This window comes from Aequorivita sinensis, assembly GCF_006346335.1.
In the GTDB taxonomy this organism is placed as follows: domain Bacteria; phylum Bacteroidota; class Bacteroidia; order Flavobacteriales; family Flavobacteriaceae; genus Aequorivita; species Aequorivita sinensis.
Window position 1 is genome coordinate 384,842 of record NZ_VDMC01000001.1, and the last position, 22,258, is coordinate 407,099.

Genomic DNA, 22,258 nt, shown 5'->3' on the forward strand with positions numbered 1-22,258 from the left:
ATATATTACTATGCCTCAGCGTTTGGAACGATTGAAACGTAGCTCTTGTTATCTTTCTTCTTGGTAAATTTCACAGTACCATCCACTTTTGCGTGAAGGGTATGGTCTTTACCACCGTATACGTTTTCACCTGGGTGATGCGTATTACCTCTTTGTCTTACAATGATATTTCCAGCAACAGCAGCCTGTCCTCCAAAAATCTTAACGCCTAAACGTTTCGATTCTGATTCTCTACCGTTCTTAGAACTACCAACTCCTTTTTTGTGAGCCATTTTGTTTCGGTTTTAAATATTATACTTCAGTAAGATTATTTTTCAATCCCACCATCTAATCTGTCTTGCAATTCTTTTAGCTCATCCCACTTACCATCAGCAGCTAATTTAGCTTGTTTTGGCCAAGTGTCTGTAACTAAATGTGCTAAATTTGAACTTGCTTCAGAAAGAATAGTTGCGATAGCTTCTGGTTTTGCCTTTGCAACTTTAGCAAAGGTATCCAATCCAGCAGCAACCATAGCCTCTGCAGCTTTTGGTCCAACACCTTCAATCTTTTTAAGATCGTCTGCTTTAGCGGCTTTTTTAGGAGCAGCTTTTTTAGCAGGTGCTTTAGTTTCTGATTTTGGAGCAGCTTTTTTTGCTTCTTCCTTTTTAGCAGGTGTAGCTCCTGAAGCTACAATGCTTTCAATTACAATTTCAGAAAGTGCCTGACGGTGTCCGTTTTTAACACGGTAACCTTTACGGCGTTTCTTTTTGAAAACTATAACTTTGTCACCTTTAAGGTGCTTTACGACTTTTGCTCCTATTTGAGCGCCGTTTATAGCCGGGGCGCCTATGGTAATATTGTCGCCGTCACCAATAAGAAGTACATTGTCAAAAGACACTGATTTTCCTTCTTCTACTGGTAAACGATTAACAAAAACCTTTTGGTCTTTCGCAACTTTTACTTGCTGCCCTGCTATCTCTACAATTGCGTACATAGCGAATCGTTTATAAATTAGTTAAACTTAGTTTTCCCTATCGTTTGCGGAAGCTTTAGCCACCGAAGCAAAACAAATTCTGCGTAGGGGGCTGCAAATATAATTTTAAAAAAGGAATTGACAAAGCGTTTTATATTTAATCTTTCACGCTTAATAGACTGATTGACAATTGAATTCAATAAGAAGAAGTGATTTTACAAGTTTGTAATCATCACATTACTAAGGATTCTATTTAAAACCCCAATTAAAACACTAACAATCAGTCGTTTATTTCATTACATTTCTATTGCCATCTTGAGTGTTCCAAGACGTTTTAAGAAGTTGCATAAAAGAAAGGGTTAAAACTATAGTAGTTGCAAATCCCATAATTAAAATAGACAAAACAAGCATAAGGGTTCCTAAATCATATTCAAGATTCCATTTATTCATAATGCCTGAAGAAAACTCCGTATCAATCTGATACATATATATAGCCATAAAAATTGAAAATAACACCGATGCAATTCCTCCCGAAAACAAACCCACTTCAAATCCTTTTTCATATTTGAAGTTTGTTTCCGATGCAGAGTACTTTTTTAAAGCCATGTAAATTCCAAAACCGAAAATCAGCCCATTTACCGAGCTCAATACAGGGTATTGGTGTAACCCAATAAGTTTTAAAATAAGAAAGTAGGCAATTAGTACTGCTGCAATTCCAAAACCGTAACGTGAATATACTTTAAACATAGTGATTGGATTTAAACCTAAAAGTTACGAAATTTTGTATTAAAAAGTTCAAAACATCAATATAACTTTTTAAAAATTAAACACTTAGATTCAAAATTCACAAACTAAAACATCTAAGATTAGTTGAAATTTTAATTTTTCATCTATAGTATAGTAACATTCTGCTTAAAGCTACGTCAAATTAGCGACTGAGCTTAAAATTAAATTAAACCCAAAAGCTCTTAAAATTAATTAACTTTGTAAGTTAAACTTTCGAATATTTAAACTTTAATTTAAAACGATGAAAAAAACATTTCTAACCGTCTTGTTCGCCTTTATGTTTCTAGTTGGTGCTAAGGCCCAACAAGTTGAATTTGAAGAATACAAATTGGATAACGGACTTCATGTTATTTTATATGAAGACAATACTGCTCCCGTTGCAGTAACTTCTGTGATGTACCACGTGGGTGCAAAAAACGAAACTCCTGGACGTTCAGGATTCGCTCACTTTTTTGAACACTTATTATTTGAAGGGACCGAAAATATTGGTCGTGGAAAGTGGTTCGAAATTGTAACATCTAACGGTGGAAGCAACAACGCAAACACTACAGACGATCGTACATATTACTATGAAATTTTTCCTTCAAACAGTGTTGAAACTGGACTTTGGATGGAAAGTGAGCGTATGCTTCACCCAATTATCAACCAAATTGGTGTAGACACACAAAACGAAGTTGTAAAAGAAGAAAAGCGCCTAAGAGTAGATAATCAACCTTACGGTAACATCCTTAAAGCCGTTAAGGAAAACATGTTTAAAAAACACCCTTACCGTTGGACTACAATTGGTGAAATGGAAGATTTAGATGCTGCAACTCTTGAGGAGTTTCAAGCTTTCAACAAAAAATTCTATGTACCTAACAACGCTGTTCTAGTAGTTGCGGGTGATATTGACAAGCCTAAGGTAAAGAAAATGATTAAAGATTACTTCGGACCAATTCCTAGAGGTGCTGAAGTAGTTCAGCCAAATATCAAAGAAGATCCTATTACCCAACAAATTAAAGCTAAATTTTACGATCCTAATATTCAGCTTCCAATGATCATTCAAGCATACAGAACACCTTCTATGAAAGAGCGTGATGCGTATATCTTGGATATGGTTTCAACTATTTTAAGCGATGGGAAAAGCTCACGTCTTTACAAAAAATTAGTTGACGAAAAGAAATTGGCTCTTGAAGTTGCAGCAATTAACTTTAGCCAAGAGGATTACGGTACGTATATTACCTTAGCAATTCCACTTAATAACACACCTCTAGAAACTTTAGATGCTGAAATTTCAGAAGAGATTGTTAGATTACAGAATGAACTTATTTCTGAACGCGAGTTTGAAAAACTTCAGAACATTTACAAAAACAGATTTGTAACGGCTAATGCTACTGTTGCTGGTATTGCAAACTCACTTGCAAACTATTATACTTTTTATGGGGACACCAATCTTATTAATAAAGAATTGGACATCTACAAAAACATCACTCGTGAGGATATTCGTGAAGCAGCTAGAAAATACCTAAACAAGAACCAGAGCTTATATTTAGAGTATTTGCCAAAATCAGAACAATAAAAAACTTAGAATTATTTTAAGATGAAAAAACATATATACCTATTAATAGCAAGTATTTTTGTATCTACGCTAGCAGTGGCGCAGATAGACCGAAGTAAACAACCTAAACCAGGCCCTGCTCCTACAATAAACGTAACGCAACCAGGTACTTTTAATCTAAATAATGGTTTGAAAGTGCTAGTTGTGGAAGACCACACGCTTCCTGCTGTACGTGTACAACTAGTAATTGACAACCCATTACATGCATCTGGGAAAAAAGCGGGTGTTGAAGCTATAGTATCTGCAATGTTGGGAAATGGTACAACAAACATTTCTAAAGACGATTTCAACGAAGAAGTAGATTATTTAGGCGCTAACATTTCTTTTGGTTCAGAGAGCGCTTACGCGAGTTCACTTTCTGAATACTTCCCAAGAATTATGGAGCTTATGTCTGATGGTATAAAAAACCCATTATTCACTGAAGAGGAATTCCAAAAGGAAAAGAACAAAATGATCGACGGTTTAAAGAGCCAAGAAAAAAGTGTTTCAGCAGTTGCATCTAACCTACGTTCAGCATTAATTTACGGGAAAGATCACCCAAAAGGAGAATTTACAACCATTGAAAAAGTTGAAAAATTAACCTTAAACGACGTAAAAGAGTTTTATGAAAACTACTTTAATCCTAAAAATGCTTATTTAGCAGTTGTAGGAGACGTTAAGCAAAACCAAGTTGAAGCTTTAGTTCGTGAGCACCTTAGCGATTGGAAACAAAATCCAGTGCCTTCTGTAGTGTATAGCACTCCTAAAGATGTTCAGTTTACACAAGTTAACTTTATCGATATGCCAAATGCTGTGCAGAGTGAAATTGCTGTACAAAACTTGGTTACTCTTAAGATGAACGACCCTGACTACCCTGCAGTTCTTATTGCAAATAGAATATTAGGAGGTGGTTTCAACAGTTTATTGAACATGAATCTTCGTGAAGCTAATGGATGGACTTATGGAGCGCGTTCAAGTACAGGAGCAGATAAAAACATTACTCGTTTTGTAGCTACTACTAGTGTACGTAACGAAGTAACTGATAGTGCAGTAGTGGAAACTTTAAAAGAAATTCGTTTTATCCGTGATAATAAAGTAACAGCTCAACAATTAGCTAACGCTAAAGCGAAGTATGTTGGTGATTTTGTATTGGCACTTGAGCGCCCGTCTACTATCGCAAACCTTGCGCTAGAAGTTTACACTCAAAACCTTCCTAAAGACTTTTACTCTGGATATCTTAAAAAGATAAATGCTGTTACAGCAGAAGATGTTCAACGTGTAGCAAAAAAGTATTACAAGCCAGGTAATCTTCGTATTGTAGTAGTAGGTAAAGGTTCTGAAGTATTAGAAGGACTTAAAAATCTAAAAAACCACGAAGGAAGACAAATTCCTGTGTACTATTTTGATAAAGAAGGAAACCCAACTACAGAGCCAAACTACAATATGCCTGTAGAATCTGGAGTAACTGCTGAATCGGTAATAAACAAATACATAGATGCAATTGGAGGGCGCAAAGCTTTAGCAGATGTTAAGACTGTAAAAATGGAAGCTGGAGCAGAAATGCAAGGTATGCAGTTAGGTCTTGAAATCAAGAAAACCACTAAAAACCAATCTTCATTGATAGTTTCTATGGGTGGTGCTCCCCTTCAAAAAGTGATTTTCGATGGAGAAAAAGGCTATATGTCAGGACAAGGACAAAAAATGGATTATACAGACGAGCAAAACCAAGCTGCAAAAAAACAAGCTGTTCCATTTGCTGAACTTTCTGCTAAAGACGCAAAACTAGATCGCGTTGAAGAAGGTGCTTATGTTATTGTTTTAGAAGAAGGACAAGAAGCTTTTTACGATAAAGAAAGTGGATTGAAAGTTAAAGAGGTTTCAACACAAGAAATGAATGGGCAAAAAATTTCAACTACAATTGTGTATGACGATTATACTGAAGTAAATGGAATTAAATTCCCTTTCACAATTAAGCAGTCTGCAGGACCTCAAGAGTTAACTTTTAAAGTAAGTAAAGTTTCAATTAACGAAGGTGTAGCTGATTCAGATTTCGAATAATCAAACGAGATTCAGCTTTATAAAAAAACCGCATTAGATTTAGTTCTAATGCGGTTTTTCTATGGAATAGTTTTACTATTTATTCCCAAACTATCGTTTCCATAATCCTTCTAATATCTTCACGAAGATATTCTGCTGCAGGGTAAACAGAGTCGTAATTTGGCTTTGCTTTAAAGTACACAGCACCATTTACAAAGTGACGAATACTATCGGTTACATAAAATTCTGCTTGGGTTGCCGCATTTCCATTTATCATATAAAACATTCCGTACACCTTAGAATCTGGGTTTACAAAAGGATATGCAGGTATGCTATTTGCCTTAATAGTATGGTCGTAGGCTAAACGTTGAGCATCTTGCAGCAATGAATCTAGATTGTTAGCTCTTACCTGCTGGTATGTCATATAAATTGTGGCCTTCATTCTAGGATATTGAATGTTTAGAGCGCAATTATCTTTCTTTTCTATAACTGCATTCTCATTCATTTCAAAAGAAAAAGCACAATTAGGATCTACCGTTTTGTACTCAGGAATAGGGTAATCTAACCTCAGCTGGGCAGCGGGTTTCACTGTAACCTCATCTTCACATGAAACACATATGAAAAGTAGAATTATTGAGGAGAGTATACGTTTATAGATTTTCAATTGTAACTTTTATTTGTTTTATACGTTTGCCTTCAAAAGCTTCAATTACAAACGCATAACCGTGAAATAATATTTTTTCGTTTTTCTTAGGGAATCCCTTTGATACTTCAAGTAGGAAACCAGCTAACGTTTCTGCTTCTCCTTTATTATCTTCAAACTCTTCAGGGTCATCTAGCTTTATCACCTTGTAAAAATCTTTCAGAGGTGTTTTCCCTTCAAAGATAAATGTATTGTCGTCTAGCTTAGAGAAAATAAGATCTTCATCATCAAACTCGTCGCTAATTTCGCCTACAATTTCTTCAATAATATCTTCTAAAGAAATAAGTCCGCTAGTTCCTCCATATTCATCTACCACAATTGCAAGGTGCATTTTCATTTCCTTAAACTCATTCAGCAAATCGTCTAGCTTTTTGTTTTCAGGCACAAAATACGCTTCGCGTTTTAAAGTCTTCCAATCTAGGATTTTTCTATCTGTGTATGGAATTAAGTCTTTTACATATAATACGCCAGTAATATTATCCATGCTATCCTTGTAAACTGGAATTCGCGAATAGCCGTGTTGAATAATATCAGGAAGAATCTCTTTAAAAGATTGATCTTCACTAATAGCGAAAATATCCATTCGGTTTTTCATCACCTGCTTGGTATCTGTATTTCCGAAAGTAACAATTCCCTGTAGTATTTTTTGTTCTTCAAAGGTAGTATCCTGATTAGAAAGTTCTAGCGCCTGTGAAAGGTGATCTACACTAATATTTGATTTTTGCTTACCATAACGATCGTGCAAAAACAATGTTACCGATCGCATAGGAGAACTAATTGGAGACAGTAAAGTATCCAAAACATTTAGAGGTTGTGCCATAAAAACAGCAAAAGAAATCCCATTTCTGTTTGCATAAATTTTAGGCAGAATCTCACCAAAAAGCAAGATTAGAAAAGTTACAACTCCAACTTCTATAATAAAACGAATATCTACACCGTAGTAATTCGTTAGAATATTAGAGAATAAAAGATCGCTCATCGAATCGAAAAGCAGCACTATGGCAATGTTTATGAAGTTATTAGCCACAAGAATCGTTGCCAAAAGCTTTTTCGGTTTCGACAGTAACTTTTCTACTATAGCAAGTTTTTTAGCAATTGCTTTCTCGTTATTCGTCTCAAAGTCTGAAGAAGATAAAGAGAAAAAAGCCACTTCGGCACCCGAAATCAGCGCAGAGCAGCCTAATAAAACAACAAGCAAAACAATACTTGTTATATGAGTAAAGTCCAAAGTATTAATTAATAATAGTAAACCTGGGGGTTCTGTATCCAATTTGATGAATTTAGTTAAACATTAAAAAGGAAGATCGTCCTCTTCTTCAGTAATAGACTTTGCAGCCTGAGATGGTTGAGTAGCCTGTGGTTTTTGAACATTTTGTCCTGGATTATTTTGCGGGGTTTCGTTTCCGCTTCCTTTAGGTGTCAAGAACGTAAAGTCAGTACAATGCACCTCTGTGCTGTATCTATCCAATCCTTTATCATCTTGCCATTTGCGAGTTTTTAAACGGCCTTCAATATAAACCATATCGCCCTTTTTTAAATACTTCTCACAAATTTCAGCAGCTTTATTTCGAACTACAATATTGTGCCACTCTGTATTTGTAACACGCTCATTTGTAGTTTTGTTTACATAAGTTTCATTTGTAGCAAGAGGAAATCGTCCAATACTATTTCCGCCCTCAAAGTAATGCATCTTTACATCATCACCCGTATGTCCAATCAACATAACTTTGTTCAATGTTCCACTCATATTTTCTTTATTTTATAATTTATGCAAAGGTAAATCTTGTGTTCTAAATATACGGTTTTTTTAAGTTTTAATATAGAATGATTTAAATGAAAGCTATAAACCTAAAATAGATTTAGTAGTTTTCAAAAAATTCTGAAACAAAATTTTCTATTAAAACCGGAACTGCGTAATTATTTATTTCAGAAATAGGGATATCGGCTTGACTACCTTTAGGTGTCTCAATTATCCAAAAGCGGGTGTATAAATGTTGGTGCGAAAGTTTATGAACCACTGCCTCTTCATTAAAAAGCGATATACTTCTAATATCTAAGTTTTCTGAAAAATCTTGAAACTGTGGGAGGTTTTTTAAATCCTCGATGTCGACTTCCTCTGAAGTTTCAACCAATGGAAACTCATAAAGTTTATGCCAAATTCCCTTTCCGATTCGTTGTTTAAGAATAGTATTTTCGTTTTCTGATAGAACAACTAGATAATTAAAATATCTTTTCTTTACGGGTTTAGCTTTAATTTTTACAGGTAATTCCTCTACTTCATTCTTCTGAAAAGCAACACAACTATCATTAAAAATACAACTATTGCAATCTGGATTTCTAGGCACACAATGTCTCGCTCCAAATTCCATAATAGCTTGGTTAAAAGTGCCAGGTTGTTTCTTATCTATTAATTGTTGGGCTAGAATTTTGAATTCTTTTGGTCCATTTCCTTTATTAATAGGTGTAGATATTCCAAAAACACGAGATAGCACTCGGTAAACATTGCCATCTACTACCGCTTGCGGTTCATTAAAGCATATACTTGCAATAGCACTTGCGGTGTATTCCCCTACTCCCTTTAATTTTAATAAGTTCTTATAGTTATCAGGAAAAACCCCATTCATATCTTCGGTTACCATTTTCGCAGTAGCATGAAGGTTTCGTGCTCGAGAATAATATCCTAATCCTTGCCATAGTTTCAAAACTTCATCCTCAGGTGAATTTGCTAAATCTTGAACCGTAGGATAGGCGTTTATAAACTTTAAATAATAGGGTAATCCTTGCGCAACTCGCGTTTGTTGCAGCATAATTTCTGACAGCCAAATATGATATGGACTTACTGTTTTTCGCCACGGGAGATCTCGCTTATTATCTAAATACCACGAAATTAGCCTTTTGGAAAAGTGAGGGTTTAAAATTGACATTGGGTAAAAATAATCTATATTCCATTAAATTTTAAAGGATTATGCTTTGATTTATTGATTTTAAAATATGTATATTTGCAGACCCAAAAAAACTCTAGTAAAAGAATAATTAATTAAAATACACATATAATGACGAAAGCAGATATCGTAGCTAAGATTTCAGAAAGATTAGGAATGGAAAAGAATGAAGTTCAAGCTACTGTTGAAACCTTTATGGAAGAAGTGAAGAATTCTCTTGAAGGTGGTGACAACGTTTATTTAAGAGGTTTCGGTAGTTTTATTATTAAAACTAGAGCCGAAAAAACTGGAAGAAATATTTCAAAAAACACAACAATAAAAATCCCTGCTCACAATATCCCGGCTTTTAAACCTGCAAAAGTATTTGTTGAAGGTGTAAAAACCAATGTGGAAATAAAATAGTAATAACCAGTTTGGTTCCGACTCGATGAATTTCGAGGAAGGGATGGAACATAAAAAAGACTTTAGTATGCCAAGTGGTAAAAAAAGAAAAAGACATAAGGTAGCGACTCACAAACGTAAAAAGCGTCGTCGCGCTAACCGTCATAAGAAGAAAAAGTAGTTCTAAACTACTTTTTCTGTTTTAAAAGTAATTTGGCAACTGCATTTAGGTGTGGTTGCCAAATAAAACAAACGAAATATCGTTCTTTGAAAATGAGATTGCAACAACCTTCTTTTGGTTTTGGTGCGGTTTCGCCGGGTTTTAATTAAAAACCTGTGAAAAAATATTGTTTAATAAGTTCCGATTATACGTCGGGACAACAAAATTAATGTAACGTGAACTACGAATTATTTATTAGGTCCGGTTCACAAGAAGTTGATTTTGCCCTATTAAAGGATGGAAAACTTATAGAGCTTCACAAAGAGGATGAGGATAATAATTTTACGGTTGGCGACATCTTTCTTGCCAAAATACGTAAAACAGTCCCAGGTTTAAACGCCGCCTTTGTAAATGTGGGTTACGAAAAAGATGGTTTTTTACACTATCACGATCTAGGCCCTAAAGTATCTTCACTTTTAAAATTTGTTAAAGGTGTAAGTACAGGAAAACTAAAAGATTATACTCTAAAAGACTTCCCATTCGAAAAAGAGATTGATAAGCATGGCAACATTAATAATGCCTTGAAAAACAATCAATCTATCTTGGTTCAAATAGTAAAAGAACCCATATCTACCAAAGGACCCCGTATAAGCTCTGAGCTATCTATAGCCGGAAGATATATTGTATTGGTTCCTTTTTCTGATCGTGTTTCTGTTTCTCAAAAAATAGAAAGTAACGAAGAAAAAGACAGGTTAAAACGCTTGATTAAAAGCATTAAACCAAAAGGATTTGGCGTTATTATACGTACCGTAGCCGAGGGCAAAAAAGTAGCAGAACTGGACAAAGACTTACAGAATCTTATGGAACGCTGGATAGCGATGTGTAAGAAGCTACAAGGGGCGCACCACCCTTCAAAAGTGCTAAGCGAGCTAAATAGAGGAGCTTCTCTAATCCGCGATATGTTTAACGATTCATTCTCAGCAATACATATCGACGATGAAACTCTATACTTGCAAATAAAAGATTATGTGCAGGAGATTGCACCAAACAAAGACAATATCGTAAAGCATTATGATTCTAATGTTCCAATGTTTGAAAAATTTGGAATTGAACGACAAATAAAAACTTCTTTCGGAAAATCTGTTACAGGTAGTAAAGGAGCTTATTTGGTTATAGAACATACAGAAGCAATGCACGTAATAGACGTGAATAGCGGTAACCGAAGTAATAAGCAAAAAACACAGGAAGACACAGCGTTAGAAGTGAATTTAATTGCTGCTACCGAGGTAGCAAGGCAGCTTAGGTTACGCGATATGGGAGGAATAATTGTGGTAGATTTTATCGATTTGGCAAGCGCCGCACACCGCAAACAGCTCTACAACCACCTTCGTGATGAAATGAAGGACGATAGAGCAAAGCACAAAATACTCCCACCAAGTAAATTTGGGTTAATACAAATAACCCGTCAACGAGTTAGGCCAGAGATGAACATCAAAACTCGCGAAGAAGATCCTAGTAATGGAGGCGATGGCGAGATTGAAGCACCTATAATCGTTATAAATAGAATTAATGAAGAGGTAAAACGCCTTTTCAAAAAAGACTATAAAAAGATAACACTTAATACACATCCTTTTATAGCAGCCTTTTTAACAAAAGGCTTCCCAAGCGTCCGAACCAAATGGTTTTTGGAACATAAAAAATGGGTGAAAATTCAACCTCGAGATGCATACACATATCTTGAATATCATTTCCACGATAAAGATGGAAAACTGATAAAATAATTTTAAACCCCTTTTGAAGAAATTCTTCGAAAGGGGTTTTTTTGTGTCTTTAAGTTTCTAATTATATAATCGACCTATGTAAGATATCTTTGCGAACTTTGCAATGCAATATTAGCAGAATAACTATCGTAAAGATGCTAGGGAAATCTAACTGATCTTAAGTCCTAGTAGCATTTAAAGTCACTAGCTTTCATATTATGAATGAAAATAAAACATACACCGTAGATGAAGCTAAAAGGCGATTAGAACGCTATTGCGCCTACCAGGAGCGTTGCCATAAGGAAGTGCAGCAAAAGCTTTACGAGATGCGTATGATACCCTTAGCGATAGATGAAATTATAGACCACTTATTACGTCACAATTTTTTAAATGAAACAAGGTTCGCTCAAGCCTTTGCCCGTGGAAAGTTTAGAACGAAAAAATGGGGACGAAATAGAATAGTGAATGAGTTGAAAATGCGACAAATTTCAAAATTCAATATACAAATAGCGCTAAAAGAAATTCCAGATTCTGAATACTATAAAACTTTTGAAGCCTTAGCCGAAAAGCGCATGCAACAATTAAGTTCGGAAAAAAATCTTCAAACAAAGCGCAAAAAGTTGGCGGATTATCTCTTTTATCGAGGTTGGGAGCCTGAGCTGGTTTACGCTAAAATTAACGAAATTCTGAATAAATAAATATTACAAATTAAAAGAAGCTCCCAAATTAAAAGTTACCTGATTGTGAAGTTTTTCACCAGGTGTTAAAGTATCGGTGTTATACTTTGCAAAAGGGACATTCATTTCTGTGAATACACCAAAGCCACTAGTAAAGAAATAACGCGCGCCTAAATGCCCTCCAAAATTCTTTAAACTTACATTAAGCCCTGGATACACATCAAAATTTTCATCCACATTTATCACATTACCTAAATTGGCATTAAACCTTGCTTTTAAATCAAAACGGTCTGCAAATTTTGCTATGGGCTCTTCATTACCTGCAGGTGTAATGTATTTTTTAACATCTAGCAGATAAGAAGAAGTAAGTCCTACAGAAATGTTTTCACCCATTCCGAAGTCTAAACTAGTCATAACTCCTGTACCGTTATTTTGTAAATTGGCACCAACTTGAAATTTTACATCTCCTTTCCCAGTATAAGCTTGAGCAAAGGTTAATTGTAAACAAAAAAGGGCTATTATAGTTGCAAATGTTTTCATCTTAAATTTTTTGGCGAATATAGTTAATTATACAATTATTAAAGTGTTTTATTAGTGCGAACAATGGCTTGTTCGTTTTTCCAATCAATCCATTTCTGACCCTTAATTTTTCGCATAAATTGATCGTAGTAACGCATAATAACAATATTGTAAATTGCTTTAGCTAAATTTTTCGGGTTTCTAGCAATGGCGCGTAAACTCATTGAAAAACCTGGTGTTATATAACGCATATAATGCCAATACCCTTCCGGCATATACAACACATTTCCGTGTTCTAAATTAGCAATATATCCCTCGGCTTTTTTTAAGGCGGGCCACTTGGTGTAGTCTGGATCGTGAAAATCTATATCTTCTCTCGTAATTAGAGAATGAGGGATTTTATACAAGTAATCATTCTGGGTTTGGTCAAAGAGAATTACTTCCTTTTTACCTTGAAAGTGAAAATGGAAGATATTTGCCAAATCGATATCATAATGCATAAAGGTATAGGAATCCTTCCCTCCGAAAAAGAGCATCGGCAAGCCTTTCATCAGTTTCAACCCAAAATCTGGGTATGAAAAATCCTTCTGAAGTTGTGGAACTTCTTTTAAAATATTCCAAAGAAAGATTCGGTATTTAGTAGGTTCTTTTTTAAGAAGGGCTACGTAATCTTTCATTTTCATTTCCGCATGCGGCTCATTAAACCCATCTTTATGACTTACGGGACGATCATCATACAAAGGCACCGTCTTGTCCCCTGCTACTTCGGCCATATAGTCTAAATTCCATTTGGTATAAGCTGGCCAATCCTCTATAAACCTTTCAATTACAACTGGTTTTTGGGGTTTAAAGTAATTCTTCAGAAAATCTTCTTTGGTAATGGCCTTTACCCTATCTATTTCCTTTAATTTCATAGCTTTAATCTTAGTGCAAATTTACTAATCTAGAGCCATCCTATGGAGATTGTTAATATAACTTTAAGCATTTATCAATAAATTATTAAACAAAAGCGCTATACCCCGTAATTGCGCGACCTACAATTAGGGTGTTGATTTCTTTAGTGCCTTCATAACTGTAAATTGCTTCGGCGTCTGCCACGAATCTAGCTACGTCGTATTCTAGAAGAATTCCATTCCCGCCCATTACCTCTCGAGCGCGACTTACAACATCACGAGTTCGCATGCTACAAAACACTTTTGCAAGGGAAGCGTGTTCATCTGTTAATAAACCTTCATCCTGCAATTCTGAAAGTCGGAAACACATAGTTTGCATTGCCGTTAAATTGGCAACCATTTCTACTAAGTGATTTTGAATTAATTGATAGGAAGCGATTGGCTTTCCAAATTGCTCCCTCTTTTTGGTATATTTTAATGCAGCTTCGTAAGCTCCACGTGCACATCCTACGGCTTGCCAAGCCACTCCTGCTCTCGTCATTCGCAAAACCTTGGCCGTGTCTTTAAACGAATCGCATTTCTGTAATCTATCACTTTCCGGTACTCGACAATTGGTTAGGGTTATGATAGCATTTTGAACGGTACGCAGCGCCATTTTGTTCTCCATTTTCTCCGCCTTGAAACCGGGGTTTTCCTTACGCACTAAGAAACCTTTTACTTGGTCTGAAGCTTCATCACGCGCCCAAATAATAATAACATCGGCAAACGTAGCATTGCCTATCCACTTTTTTTGTCCGTTTAAAACCCAATCATCCCCTTCTTTTCTACAAGTTGTTCCTAAACCACCTGCCACTGCCGAACCAACTTCTGGCTCTGTAAGCCCAAAGGCCCCTATTAGCTCCATACGTTGCATTCTAGGCAACCATTCTTGTTTTTGCTCCTCACTTCCGCAAACATAAATCGAACCCATTGCAAGGCCGCTGTGGACGCCAAAAAATGTAGAGATGGAGACATCAACTCGAGCCAGTTCCATGGCTATAATACCTTCCATTAAAAACGGGTGATTTTGCGACCCTACACCTTCGTATGCTATTCCACAGATGTTTAGTTCAGCCATTTTTGGAATAATCTGAAACGGAAATTCAGCTTTATTCCAATACTCATTTGCAATTGGCTTTATCTCATCTTCCATAAAATTGCGCACTTTAATTTGTAGCTCGCGTTGTTCTGGTGTTAACTTTAAGGCCAAATCATAAAAATCCCCATCTATAGGAGGTAATTTATGTTGCCCCTTTTTGCCTCCTTTATGTTTTAACATTTTCATCAAGCCAGCCAACTGCCTATCATCGAGTTCCCCAACAGTTTTCATTATTTCTGGTAAATCAACTTTTTGTGAAAGTTTCCCCAAGGCATCAAGATCAATATCCTGCATTAAACTTATTGTTTGCTTTATTTTTTTAAAAATAGACATAGTGGTTTTTTTAAGAGTTGACTCCTAAAGATACCAATATGTGAATTTGTGAATGGCTAAATAAAAGTTAATTTGATGAAAGTGGAGTAACTTCCCTCTCGTATACATATCCTTTTAAACCTTTTGAAGACTGAATATGAAACCATTCTTGGCTTTTTCCCAATACGCTTATAGTGTCATTTTTTCGAAGCACACTTAATTGTGGAAAAATGGAAGCAGGACCTTTTCGAACCTCAGCAATATGCCTTTTAACCACAGCTCGATTAACTATTGAAGGTTGATCAATGGTTTGGATTTCGGTTTTCTTTATAAATGAAATTGGGTTTACAGCACCTTGTTCCTTGTAAACTCCAAAATGTAGATGTGGAGGAAGCTCTATAGCATTACCCGTGTTTCCAACAAAACCAATAGTATCACCAATTTTCACTTTGTCACCTTCAGAAACTATAAAGCTGTCTAAATGGGCATAGTAAATTCTCTTTTTCTTTAATTTATCGGTTATCCAAACTTGTAAACCACCAAACCCGCCATTTCCTGTAGAAGAGATTGTTCCATCTGTAATTGCAATAACTGGTGTTCCTCGCTCGGCAAAAATATCCACTCCTTCGTGGGAACGACTTCCCGTATCCCGTGGGTCTGCCCAAAACCCTTGAATATCTTTATTAACCCCGTCAACAACTGGAAATGGATATAGCGGTTCAGAATATATTTTTAACTGAAATGAGCCTTTCATGTTTAATTGCGGCTGAAGAATTAGCTTGTATAAACCCGATTCTTCAATTTCTTTTGAAAACATAGATTCAAATTCTTCAGCGCTTTTTAGCAGTCTTAAAGAATCTTTCTTCACTTCAAAAATGTCAATAAAAACTAAACTGGAATCAACTTGTTTTTGAAGATCTACAACTATTCGTTCCCCTTCTTTAAGTTGAATGTTATAACTGTAAACATTTAATTCATCTTCGGTATAAACTCCACTTTCAGAATACGGAAGCGTTATTTGAAGGTTGTCGTGCTTAGCTTTTTGAAAAGCTTCCTTCCAACGAATAAAAGTTGAGTCGTTTTCAGAAAATTGTTGCTCATAAGCTAAACGCGCAGGGAGTTTTAAAGGTTTTTCAGAAATTTCTACTTTCTCTTGAACATCTTCCTTACAACCCGCAAGTAGTAATCCCAAAAAAAATAAGATAATAAATGTTCTTTGATTCATTGCGAGACTAAGTTAATAGAAAAATTACCAAAAGCCATCCCGTCTTTGAGCACACTTTTTAAAACAATTAGCGAGCTTATTCGATTCACATTCAAGAATATCATCAACCAAATAGATGGTGTACCACATCGTGAACTTTAGCCACTTTAATAATATTTATATGGAAATTGTTTTTTGGAATTTTACAATATTTTGAGATAACAATCGCAGTAAAGCCAAGTTTCTCTGCTTCTAAAATTCGTTGTTCTACTCGAGTTACAGGACGCACCTCCCCTGCTAAACCAACCTCAGCAGCGAAGCAAAGTCGTTTGTCTATTGCAATATCAATATTTGATGAAAGTACAGCTGCTACAACTGCTAAATCTATTGCTGGATCATCCACTGTTATGCCCCCTGTTACATTTAAAAAAACATCTTTAGCGCCAAGTTTAAAACCGGCTCGTTTCTCTAAAACAGCAAGAATCATATTTAGTCGCTTGGCATTATATCCCGTTGCACTACGTTGAGGCGTACCATATACCGCACTACTAACCAAAGCTTGAATTTCAATCATAAGTGGACGCATTCCTTCTAGTGTTGCAGAAATTGCAGTTCCACTTAAATCTTCTTCGTTTTTAGAAATTAAAATTTCTGAAGGGTTTGACACTTCGCGAAGACCACTGCCCTGCATTTCATAAATTCCTAATTCGTTGGTGCTTCCAAAACGGTTTTTATTTGCGCGAAGAATTCTATAAATATGGTTTCTGTCACCTTCAAATTGCAGGACGGTATCCACCATATGCTCCAATATTTTCGGTCCAGCGATATTGCCATCTTTAGTAATATGACCAATTAAAATTACTGGTGTAGCGGTTTCTTTTGCGAACCTTATAAGTTCAGCAGTAGTTTCTCGAATTTGAGAAATACTACCTGCAGCACTTTCAATATGATCTGTATGTAAAGTCTGTATAGAATCGATTACCACGATGTCTGGAGCAACTTCTTCTATATTTCTGAAGATATTTTGTGTTTTAGTTTCGGTTAAAATAAAACAATTCTCTGAGCTTGGTTGAATACGCTCGGCTCTCATTTTAATTTGCTGCGCACTTTCTTCTCCTGAAACATAAAGTGTTTTATAGGGAAGTTGTAATGCAATTTGAAGCATTAAGGTACTTTTCCCTATTCCCGGTTCTCCCCCTAAAAGCGTTAATGAACCTGGAACCAAACCGCCACCTAACACTCTGTTTAACTCGTTATTTTGAGTATCTAATCTAGCTTCTGCTTGAGTTGAAATTTCGGAAATACGTTGCGGTTTTGCCACTCGCTTAGCGGTGGTTTCAGAAGATTTCCAACTTAACTTTTCAGCTTTTTGGATTACTTCTTCTGCAATTGTATTCCATTCTTTACAGGAAGTACATTGCCCCTGCCACTTTGCAAATTGTGCTCCACAATTCTGACAAAAAAATGTTGTTTTAGTTTTAGCCATAATAATTCCGCTAAATTAAATATATTTACTGTAGAAACCATCTATAAATGAAACGCTTATTCCTCACTCTTTTTTTATTAAGTGTTTTTTCGTTGAGTAGTATTGCTCAGCAGCTTCAATTTAAAAACTACAAAGTAGAAGATGGTTTAATTAGCAACGAGACCCACGCAATACTTCAAGATAGGAAAGATAGAATTTGGATTTCCTCTATAGGAGGGGTGAGTTGTTTTAATGGAAAAACTTTTAAAAACTATACTACTGAAAACGGGCTAACTTCAAATATAAGCTTTAGCCTTTTTGAAGATTCTAAGGAAAGAATTTGGGTAGGAACCCTAAACAAAGGTGTTTGTGTAATTCAAGATGAAAAAGTAGTTCTTAGTGAAACTTTTGAGACTAAATTTTTAGGAAGTGCAAATAGTTTCTTAGAAGCCAAGGATGGCACAATTTACATTGTATTTGCAAGAGGCATAGCGTCTTATAAAAATGGAAAGTGGGAAAAACTTGATATTAATTACAATGTAACTAATAATGCTACTCTATTAAAATCTGCTTGGTACGACGATAATACCATTTTTATTACTTCTTCCAACAATGGCGTTTTCAAATTAACGCTGGACACTCTCAAACTTGAAAATATATATAGTGACAAAGACGGAATAAATAAAATTTGTTATTCCATCTTAATCGATGATGATAAAATTATTTGGTTAGGTACATACGGAAGTCTAAACAAAATAGATAAAGGCAAAATCACTAATTACAATTTCAACCCTAACGAATTTGACTTAAACCGCGTTTATGATATTTTGGAAGAAAATGAAAATGAGCTTTATTTAGCTTTTGAAGGAAATGGTTTTGGGGTTTTTAATAAGAAATCAGGTAAGATTACCATATATAACGAAAAGCAAGGAATGCCAAGTAAGTATATTTACAGTATTATTAAAGACACTGAAGGGAACCACTGGATGACTTCTTACGGAGAAGGAATAATTCGTTTTCGGGATACTTCGTTTAAAATTTACAATAAGGAACAGGGGATGCCATCGAACTTTGTCAATGATTTTGTGCAGTGGGACGACGAGTTAATTATTGCAACTGATGCCGGTGCGATAGCAGTTACGAGTCCAGAAAACGTTCGTTATTTTACAGATAATAAACCTGTAACCAACTTGTTTATAACTCCTGAGAACACTTTGTTAGCTTCTACAAATCAGGATGTAAAAGAGTATTCCAAAAATAAAAAACCAAAAGTTATAGACACGGGTGTCTATAATTTAATCTATAAAGATGAAGATCGTACGCTGCTTTTTGAAACTAGCAGGATTAAAGCCATAACTAAAGACTCTACCTATTTTATAAATTCTTCTCGAAGCGTTGGGGTTGTACCAATAGGAGATCGTCTTATTCTTTGCAAAATCAGTGGTTTATACCAACTTCATAACAACAAAGTTAGCCCCATACCTGGTATTGACTTTTATGAACATAATAATTTTAGAAGCATAGATGTAATAAGTGAAAACGAAATTATAGCTGGAAATGAAAAAAACTTCTATTATATAAAGCTAGAAAATGAGGAATTCAAGATAAAGATATTGGATATTTCGCGCTTAATTAATTTAAATTATTTCCGCGCATTAAAGGTTGATGATAAAGATTTATGGATAGCAGGACGGGATGTTTTCTATAAAGTTGATTTAAACCTATTACTAGAAAAGGATAGTATATCTAGTAAACATTTTAACACTGTTTCACATTTTTTAGAAAACGACATAGATTTTAATTCGCTACATGTCACCCATAAAAAGACGGTATTAGCTTCGTCTATAAATGGAATTATTACCTTTAGGGAAGATGAGTATATACAAAATTTTCAACCTCCAAGGTTAAATCTATCTGATGTGCTTTTGTTTTCTGAACCCTTGGAAGATAGTTTATACCGTAGCTCCAATAGAATTATTCTGCCTTATCAAAAGAATTATTTAACTTTTTTAATGGAGGCAATAACATTTACAAATCCAGAAAAGGTTAAATATCAATATAGAATGAAAGGGTTACGTGACGGGGATGAATGGTCACCAGCCACCTCCGATCCAAAAGCTGTGTTTTCATTTTTACCACCTGGAGATTATACTTTCGAATTTATTGCGGACAATGGGATTGGAGATTGGCAGTCTAAACCCTACCAATACAATTTTACTATAAAACTGCCATTTTGGAGAACAGGATGGTTTTGGTTTTCTCTTTTGACATTTATTTCTTTGGGTGTCTTTATTTCTATCTATTATAAAAATAAGCAAGAGCAAAAAAGAAATGAAATTTACACTCATAATCTAATTAAAGCTCAAGAACGAGAGCGGATACGAGTAGCTCGGGAACTTCACGACAGTGTGGGACAAAAACTAATGTTGCTTACCAAGAAAACGAAATCCCTTGGTAATACTGAAATGGAAACCTTAGCGGGAAATACTTTAGATGAACTTCGTACTATCTCTAGAGGTTTACACCCAGCTACTCTGGAAAAACTAGGACCAACAGCAGCAATAATAAAGTTAATAAACGAAGTTGACGACAATACAAATATCTTTTTTACACACGAAATTGAAGATATAGATGCTTTGTTAAGTAAGGATGCATCCTTACATTTATACAGAATTATTCAAGAAGTGTTGAACAATATGATAAAACATTCTGATGCAAAAGCAGCTTATATTCAAATTGCAAAGAAAAATAACTTTTTAGAGACTACAATTGTAGACAACGGCAAAGGATTTGACAGTATTGATAAATTAAAATTTAATAATAGTTTAGGGATGCAAACTTTAGTAGAACGCGCTAAAATTCTGAATTCCAAAATTGACATCAAAAGTCAAATAAATAAGGGTACCCAAATAACTTTATCTACACCACTTTAAATGATTGTAAAAAACAATGTAACATTCGTAATCGCAGACGATCATCCAATGATTTTAAAAGGATTGAACGATGAGCTAACTTCTAATAACTACAATGTTGTGGGAAAAGCAATAAACGGCTTACAAGCATTAGAACATATTTTAACTTATAAACCAACAATTGCTCTTTTAGACATAGATATGCCATTATTAACCGGATTTGAAGTTATAAAAATGGCAAAAGAAAAGGAAGTTAATACAAAGTTTATTGTGCTTTCATTTCACAAAGAGAGTGATTATATATCCCAAGCCAAATCACTTCAAATAAATGGATATCTTCTTAAAGAGGATTCATTTTCTGAAATTGAAAAGTGTATTAATGATGTAATTCAAGGAAAAACATATTTTAGTAAATCTTTTGAGCCGTCATCACTTCAAACAGTATCAGACGATTTAAAGAAAATAAAGCTTTTAACAGCTTCAGAAAAAACAATTTTAAAATTGATTGCACAACAGCTAAGTACTGCTGAAATCGCCGATAACCTATGTGTTTCACCAAGAACGGTAGAAAAACATCGCAGCAATATACTTTCTAAATTAGAATTAAATGGCACTCATCACTCATTGAGTAATTGGGCTATAATTCACAAAAAAGCAATTCGAGAAATTTAATCTCTAGTACTTAAGTCGTCTGCTAAGTCTAAAAGTAATTCTTGGGTAATAAAATCTGCATCTTGTTTTCCAAAACCGCTGCGGTAAATTCTAATTGCTTTTCGGTAATCTCCTTTTGATTCATAAAAACGCCCCAAATAATAATCACCTAAAACATTATCGGGGTATTGTTTTTTAGCAAGTTTCGCTAGGTTTTCTACAGCTTCCCATTGATTTTGCTTTTCTGCAGCTGTTCCTACGGCAATAAAGTCGTTAATTCTAATAGGTATATCTAATCCAAACAAATCTTTAATAATTTGATATTTATCAATTAGGTATTGATATACTTGAGTATCCTTATTCATTAATACCTCAGAAAATTCTGCTTTACTTATTGGTCTATATACAGAAAATATTTTCTCTAAAGCATTAGGGATACCACGCCCCACTAATGTATAATGTGTCGCATTTTCAAAATTGTCGTAGTAGTAATTAAAAGTTTCGCTCTCTATACCCTTTAATTGATTATTTAAACTTTCAGTAGATTCTTTTAATCCCTTTATATCGTCTGTACCAGTAGCCAAGTAATAAAATAGTTTCTCAGGAATCTGTGGGATACGTTGTACAAGACGCTCTTCCATCATTGGCGCTAAGTCTGGGCTTAAGTTTATATATCCGTTTAGCAATGGAGGATCTTTAAATAAATAGTAGTTCAAAAAGTTTGCAGTAAAGTCATGTCCAACCCCAATAATGAATTTAGCTGTTCTATAATTTTCATCTATGTATGGAATCAATTCTAACCCGATAAATTCAAAAAAACTAGCTCCTTTGTCAATTGGCATATAACTACGGTCGTCGTATTCTCCATCTTTATATCTACTTCCTGATTGCATAACACCTACAACAATTGCTTCAGGCATATCCTCCCAATAACTAAAGTAGTCTACATTACCAGCAACAGGTTCAAACAAATAATCAGCATCAAGTACTAAAACTATTGGATATTTTTTATCTGTATTTGTTTCGTAATTTCTGGGTAACTGTATTTTAAGTTTTCGCGTTTCGTCCAGTTTTTTTGAATTGAATTCTTCATAAATCACCTGTGAATTAACTGTACCGAATGTTATTGCAAAAAATGCAAAAAATATAATTTTTTTCATATAAACGATTTTTTTCAGCTTCTGACTGTA

General features: G+C 34.9%; 21 protein-coding genes. 8 read left to right on the forward strand and 13 right to left on the reverse strand.

All coding sequences use genetic code 11. The annotated features are described in order from the left end of the window. Positions 1-8: 8 nt before the first annotated feature. The 3 genes from rpmA to FHP04_RS01775 all read right to left on the reverse strand — a co-directional run bounded on the left by rpmA (position 9) and on the right by FHP04_RS01775 (position 1,699). A complete protein-coding gene (gene rpmA / locus FHP04_RS01765; RefSeq protein ID WP_139854117.1) occupies positions 9-272 on the reverse strand; it encodes a 50S ribosomal protein L27 in 264 nt (87 codons plus the stop codon). 35 nt (positions 273-307) lie between these two features. Continuing rightward, positions 308-973, reverse strand: a complete 666-nt coding sequence (rplU, locus tag FHP04_RS01770; RefSeq protein ID WP_139854118.1) for a 50S ribosomal protein L21 — start codon at positions 971-973, stop codon at positions 308-310. A 267-nt stretch (positions 974-1,240) separates the two neighbouring features. Next, positions 1,241-1,699, reverse strand: coding sequence for a DUF4199 domain-containing protein (locus FHP04_RS01775; RefSeq protein ID WP_139854119.1), 459 nt, complete (start codon positions 1,697-1,699; stop codon positions 1,241-1,243). 280 nt (positions 1,700-1,979) lie between these two features. On the opposite strand from FHP04_RS01775, the gene FHP04_RS01780 reads away from it, so the two are divergent. Beyond that, entirely contained in the window at positions 1,980-3,296 is a 1,317-nt protein-coding gene (locus tag FHP04_RS01780) for a M16 family metallopeptidase (RefSeq protein WP_139854120.1), read from the forward strand. Positions 3,297-3,317: 21 nt separating this feature from the next. After that, the gene (locus tag FHP04_RS01785) at positions 3,318-5,372 is read left to right on the forward strand and encodes a M16 family metallopeptidase (protein WP_139854121.1); all 2,055 of its coding nucleotides are present in this window, start codon (positions 3,318-3,320) and stop codon (positions 5,370-5,372) included. Between the two features lie 79 nt (positions 5,373-5,451). Here the strand turns inward: FHP04_RS01785 and gldD are convergent, their stop codons facing one another. The 4 genes from gldD to mutY form a co-directional block, all read right to left on the reverse strand. Next, positions 5,452-6,009, reverse strand: coding sequence for a gliding motility lipoprotein GldD (gldD, locus tag FHP04_RS01790; RefSeq protein ID WP_139854416.1), 558 nt, complete (start codon positions 6,007-6,009; stop codon positions 5,452-5,454). Continuing rightward, positions 6,002-7,324 (reverse strand): gliding motility-associated protein GldE, encoded by a 1,323-nt coding sequence (locus FHP04_RS01795; protein WP_139854122.1) that lies wholly within the window; start codon positions 7,322-7,324, stop codon positions 6,002-6,004. The genes gldD and FHP04_RS01795 overlap by 8 nt, the downstream gene beginning before the upstream one ends. Positions 7,325-7,345: 21 nt before the next feature. Further along, positions 7,346-7,801 (reverse strand): single-stranded DNA-binding protein, encoded by a 456-nt coding sequence (locus tag FHP04_RS01800; protein ID WP_139854123.1) that lies wholly within the window; start codon positions 7,799-7,801, stop codon positions 7,346-7,348. A 112-nt stretch (positions 7,802-7,913) separates the two neighbouring features. Beyond that, positions 7,914-8,978 carry an A/G-specific adenine glycosylase gene (gene mutY, locus FHP04_RS01805; RefSeq protein ID WP_139854124.1) on the reverse strand — a complete coding sequence of 355 codons (1,065 nt, stop codon included), beginning with the start codon at positions 8,976-8,978 and terminating at the stop codon, positions 7,914-7,916. Between the two features lie 129 nt (positions 8,979-9,107). Here mutY and FHP04_RS01810 point away from each other — a divergent pair, with 129 nt between their 5' ends. The 4 genes from FHP04_RS01810 to FHP04_RS01820 all read left to right on the forward strand — a co-directional run bounded on the left by FHP04_RS01810 (position 9,108) and on the right by FHP04_RS01820 (position 11,995). Next, the gene (locus tag FHP04_RS01810; protein WP_139854125.1) at positions 9,108-9,398 is read left to right on the forward strand and encodes an HU family DNA-binding protein; all 291 of its coding nucleotides are present in this window, start codon (positions 9,108-9,110) and stop codon (positions 9,396-9,398) included. A 25-nt stretch (positions 9,399-9,423) separates the two neighbouring features. After that, positions 9,424-9,558 (forward strand): hypothetical protein, encoded by a 135-nt coding sequence (locus tag FHP04_RS14765; RefSeq protein WP_260402674.1) that lies wholly within the window; start codon positions 9,424-9,426, stop codon positions 9,556-9,558. Positions 9,559-9,773: 215 nt separating this feature from the next. Continuing rightward, a complete protein-coding gene (locus tag FHP04_RS01815) occupies positions 9,774-11,318 on the forward strand; it encodes an Rne/Rng family ribonuclease (RefSeq protein WP_139854126.1) in 1,545 nt (514 codons plus the stop codon). A gap of 197 nt (positions 11,319-11,515) precedes the next feature. Then, the gene (locus tag FHP04_RS01820) at positions 11,516-11,995 is read left to right on the forward strand and encodes a regulatory protein RecX (RefSeq protein WP_139854127.1); all 480 of its coding nucleotides are present in this window, start codon (positions 11,516-11,518) and stop codon (positions 11,993-11,995) included. A gap of 3 nt (positions 11,996-11,998) precedes the next feature. Here the strand turns inward: FHP04_RS01820 and FHP04_RS01825 are convergent, their stop codons facing one another. From FHP04_RS01825 to radA, 5 genes are all read right to left on the reverse strand, one after another. Further along, a complete protein-coding gene (locus FHP04_RS01825; RefSeq protein WP_139854128.1) occupies positions 11,999-12,514 on the reverse strand; it encodes a DUF6646 family protein in 516 nt (171 codons plus the stop codon). Positions 12,515-12,552: 38 nt separating this feature from the next. Continuing rightward, positions 12,553-13,407 (reverse strand): cupin-like domain-containing protein, encoded by an 855-nt coding sequence (locus FHP04_RS01830; RefSeq protein WP_139854129.1) that lies wholly within the window; start codon positions 13,405-13,407, stop codon positions 12,553-12,555. A gap of 85 nt (positions 13,408-13,492) precedes the next feature. Next, positions 13,493-14,857, reverse strand: coding sequence for an acyl-CoA dehydrogenase family protein (locus FHP04_RS01835; protein ID WP_139854130.1), 1,365 nt, complete (start codon positions 14,855-14,857; stop codon positions 13,493-13,495). 67 nt (positions 14,858-14,924) lie between these two features. Continuing rightward, on the reverse strand, positions 14,925-16,061 hold the full coding sequence (locus FHP04_RS01840; RefSeq protein WP_139854131.1) for a M23 family metallopeptidase: 1,137 nt from the start codon (positions 16,059-16,061) through the stop codon (positions 14,925-14,927). Positions 16,062-16,164: 103 nt separating this feature from the next. Further along, positions 16,165-17,526, reverse strand: a complete 1,362-nt coding sequence (gene radA, locus FHP04_RS01845; RefSeq protein ID WP_139854132.1) for a DNA repair protein RadA — start codon at positions 17,524-17,526, stop codon at positions 16,165-16,167. Between the two features lie 47 nt (positions 17,527-17,573). On the opposite strand from radA, the gene FHP04_RS01850 reads away from it, so the two are divergent. Further along, a complete protein-coding gene (locus tag FHP04_RS01850; protein ID WP_139854133.1) occupies positions 17,574-20,438 on the forward strand; it encodes a sensor histidine kinase in 2,865 nt (954 codons plus the stop codon). Next, positions 20,439-21,089, forward strand: coding sequence for a response regulator (locus FHP04_RS01855; RefSeq protein ID WP_139854134.1), 651 nt, complete (start codon positions 20,439-20,441; stop codon positions 21,087-21,089). On the opposite strand, the gene FHP04_RS01860 is transcribed toward FHP04_RS01855, so the two are convergent. Further along, positions 21,086-22,228 (reverse strand): alpha/beta hydrolase-fold protein, encoded by a 1,143-nt coding sequence (locus FHP04_RS01860; RefSeq protein WP_139854135.1) that lies wholly within the window; start codon positions 22,226-22,228, stop codon positions 21,086-21,088. The two genes, FHP04_RS01855 and FHP04_RS01860, sit on opposite strands and share 4 nt — an antisense overlap. Positions 22,229-22,258 lie beyond the last annotated feature (30 nt).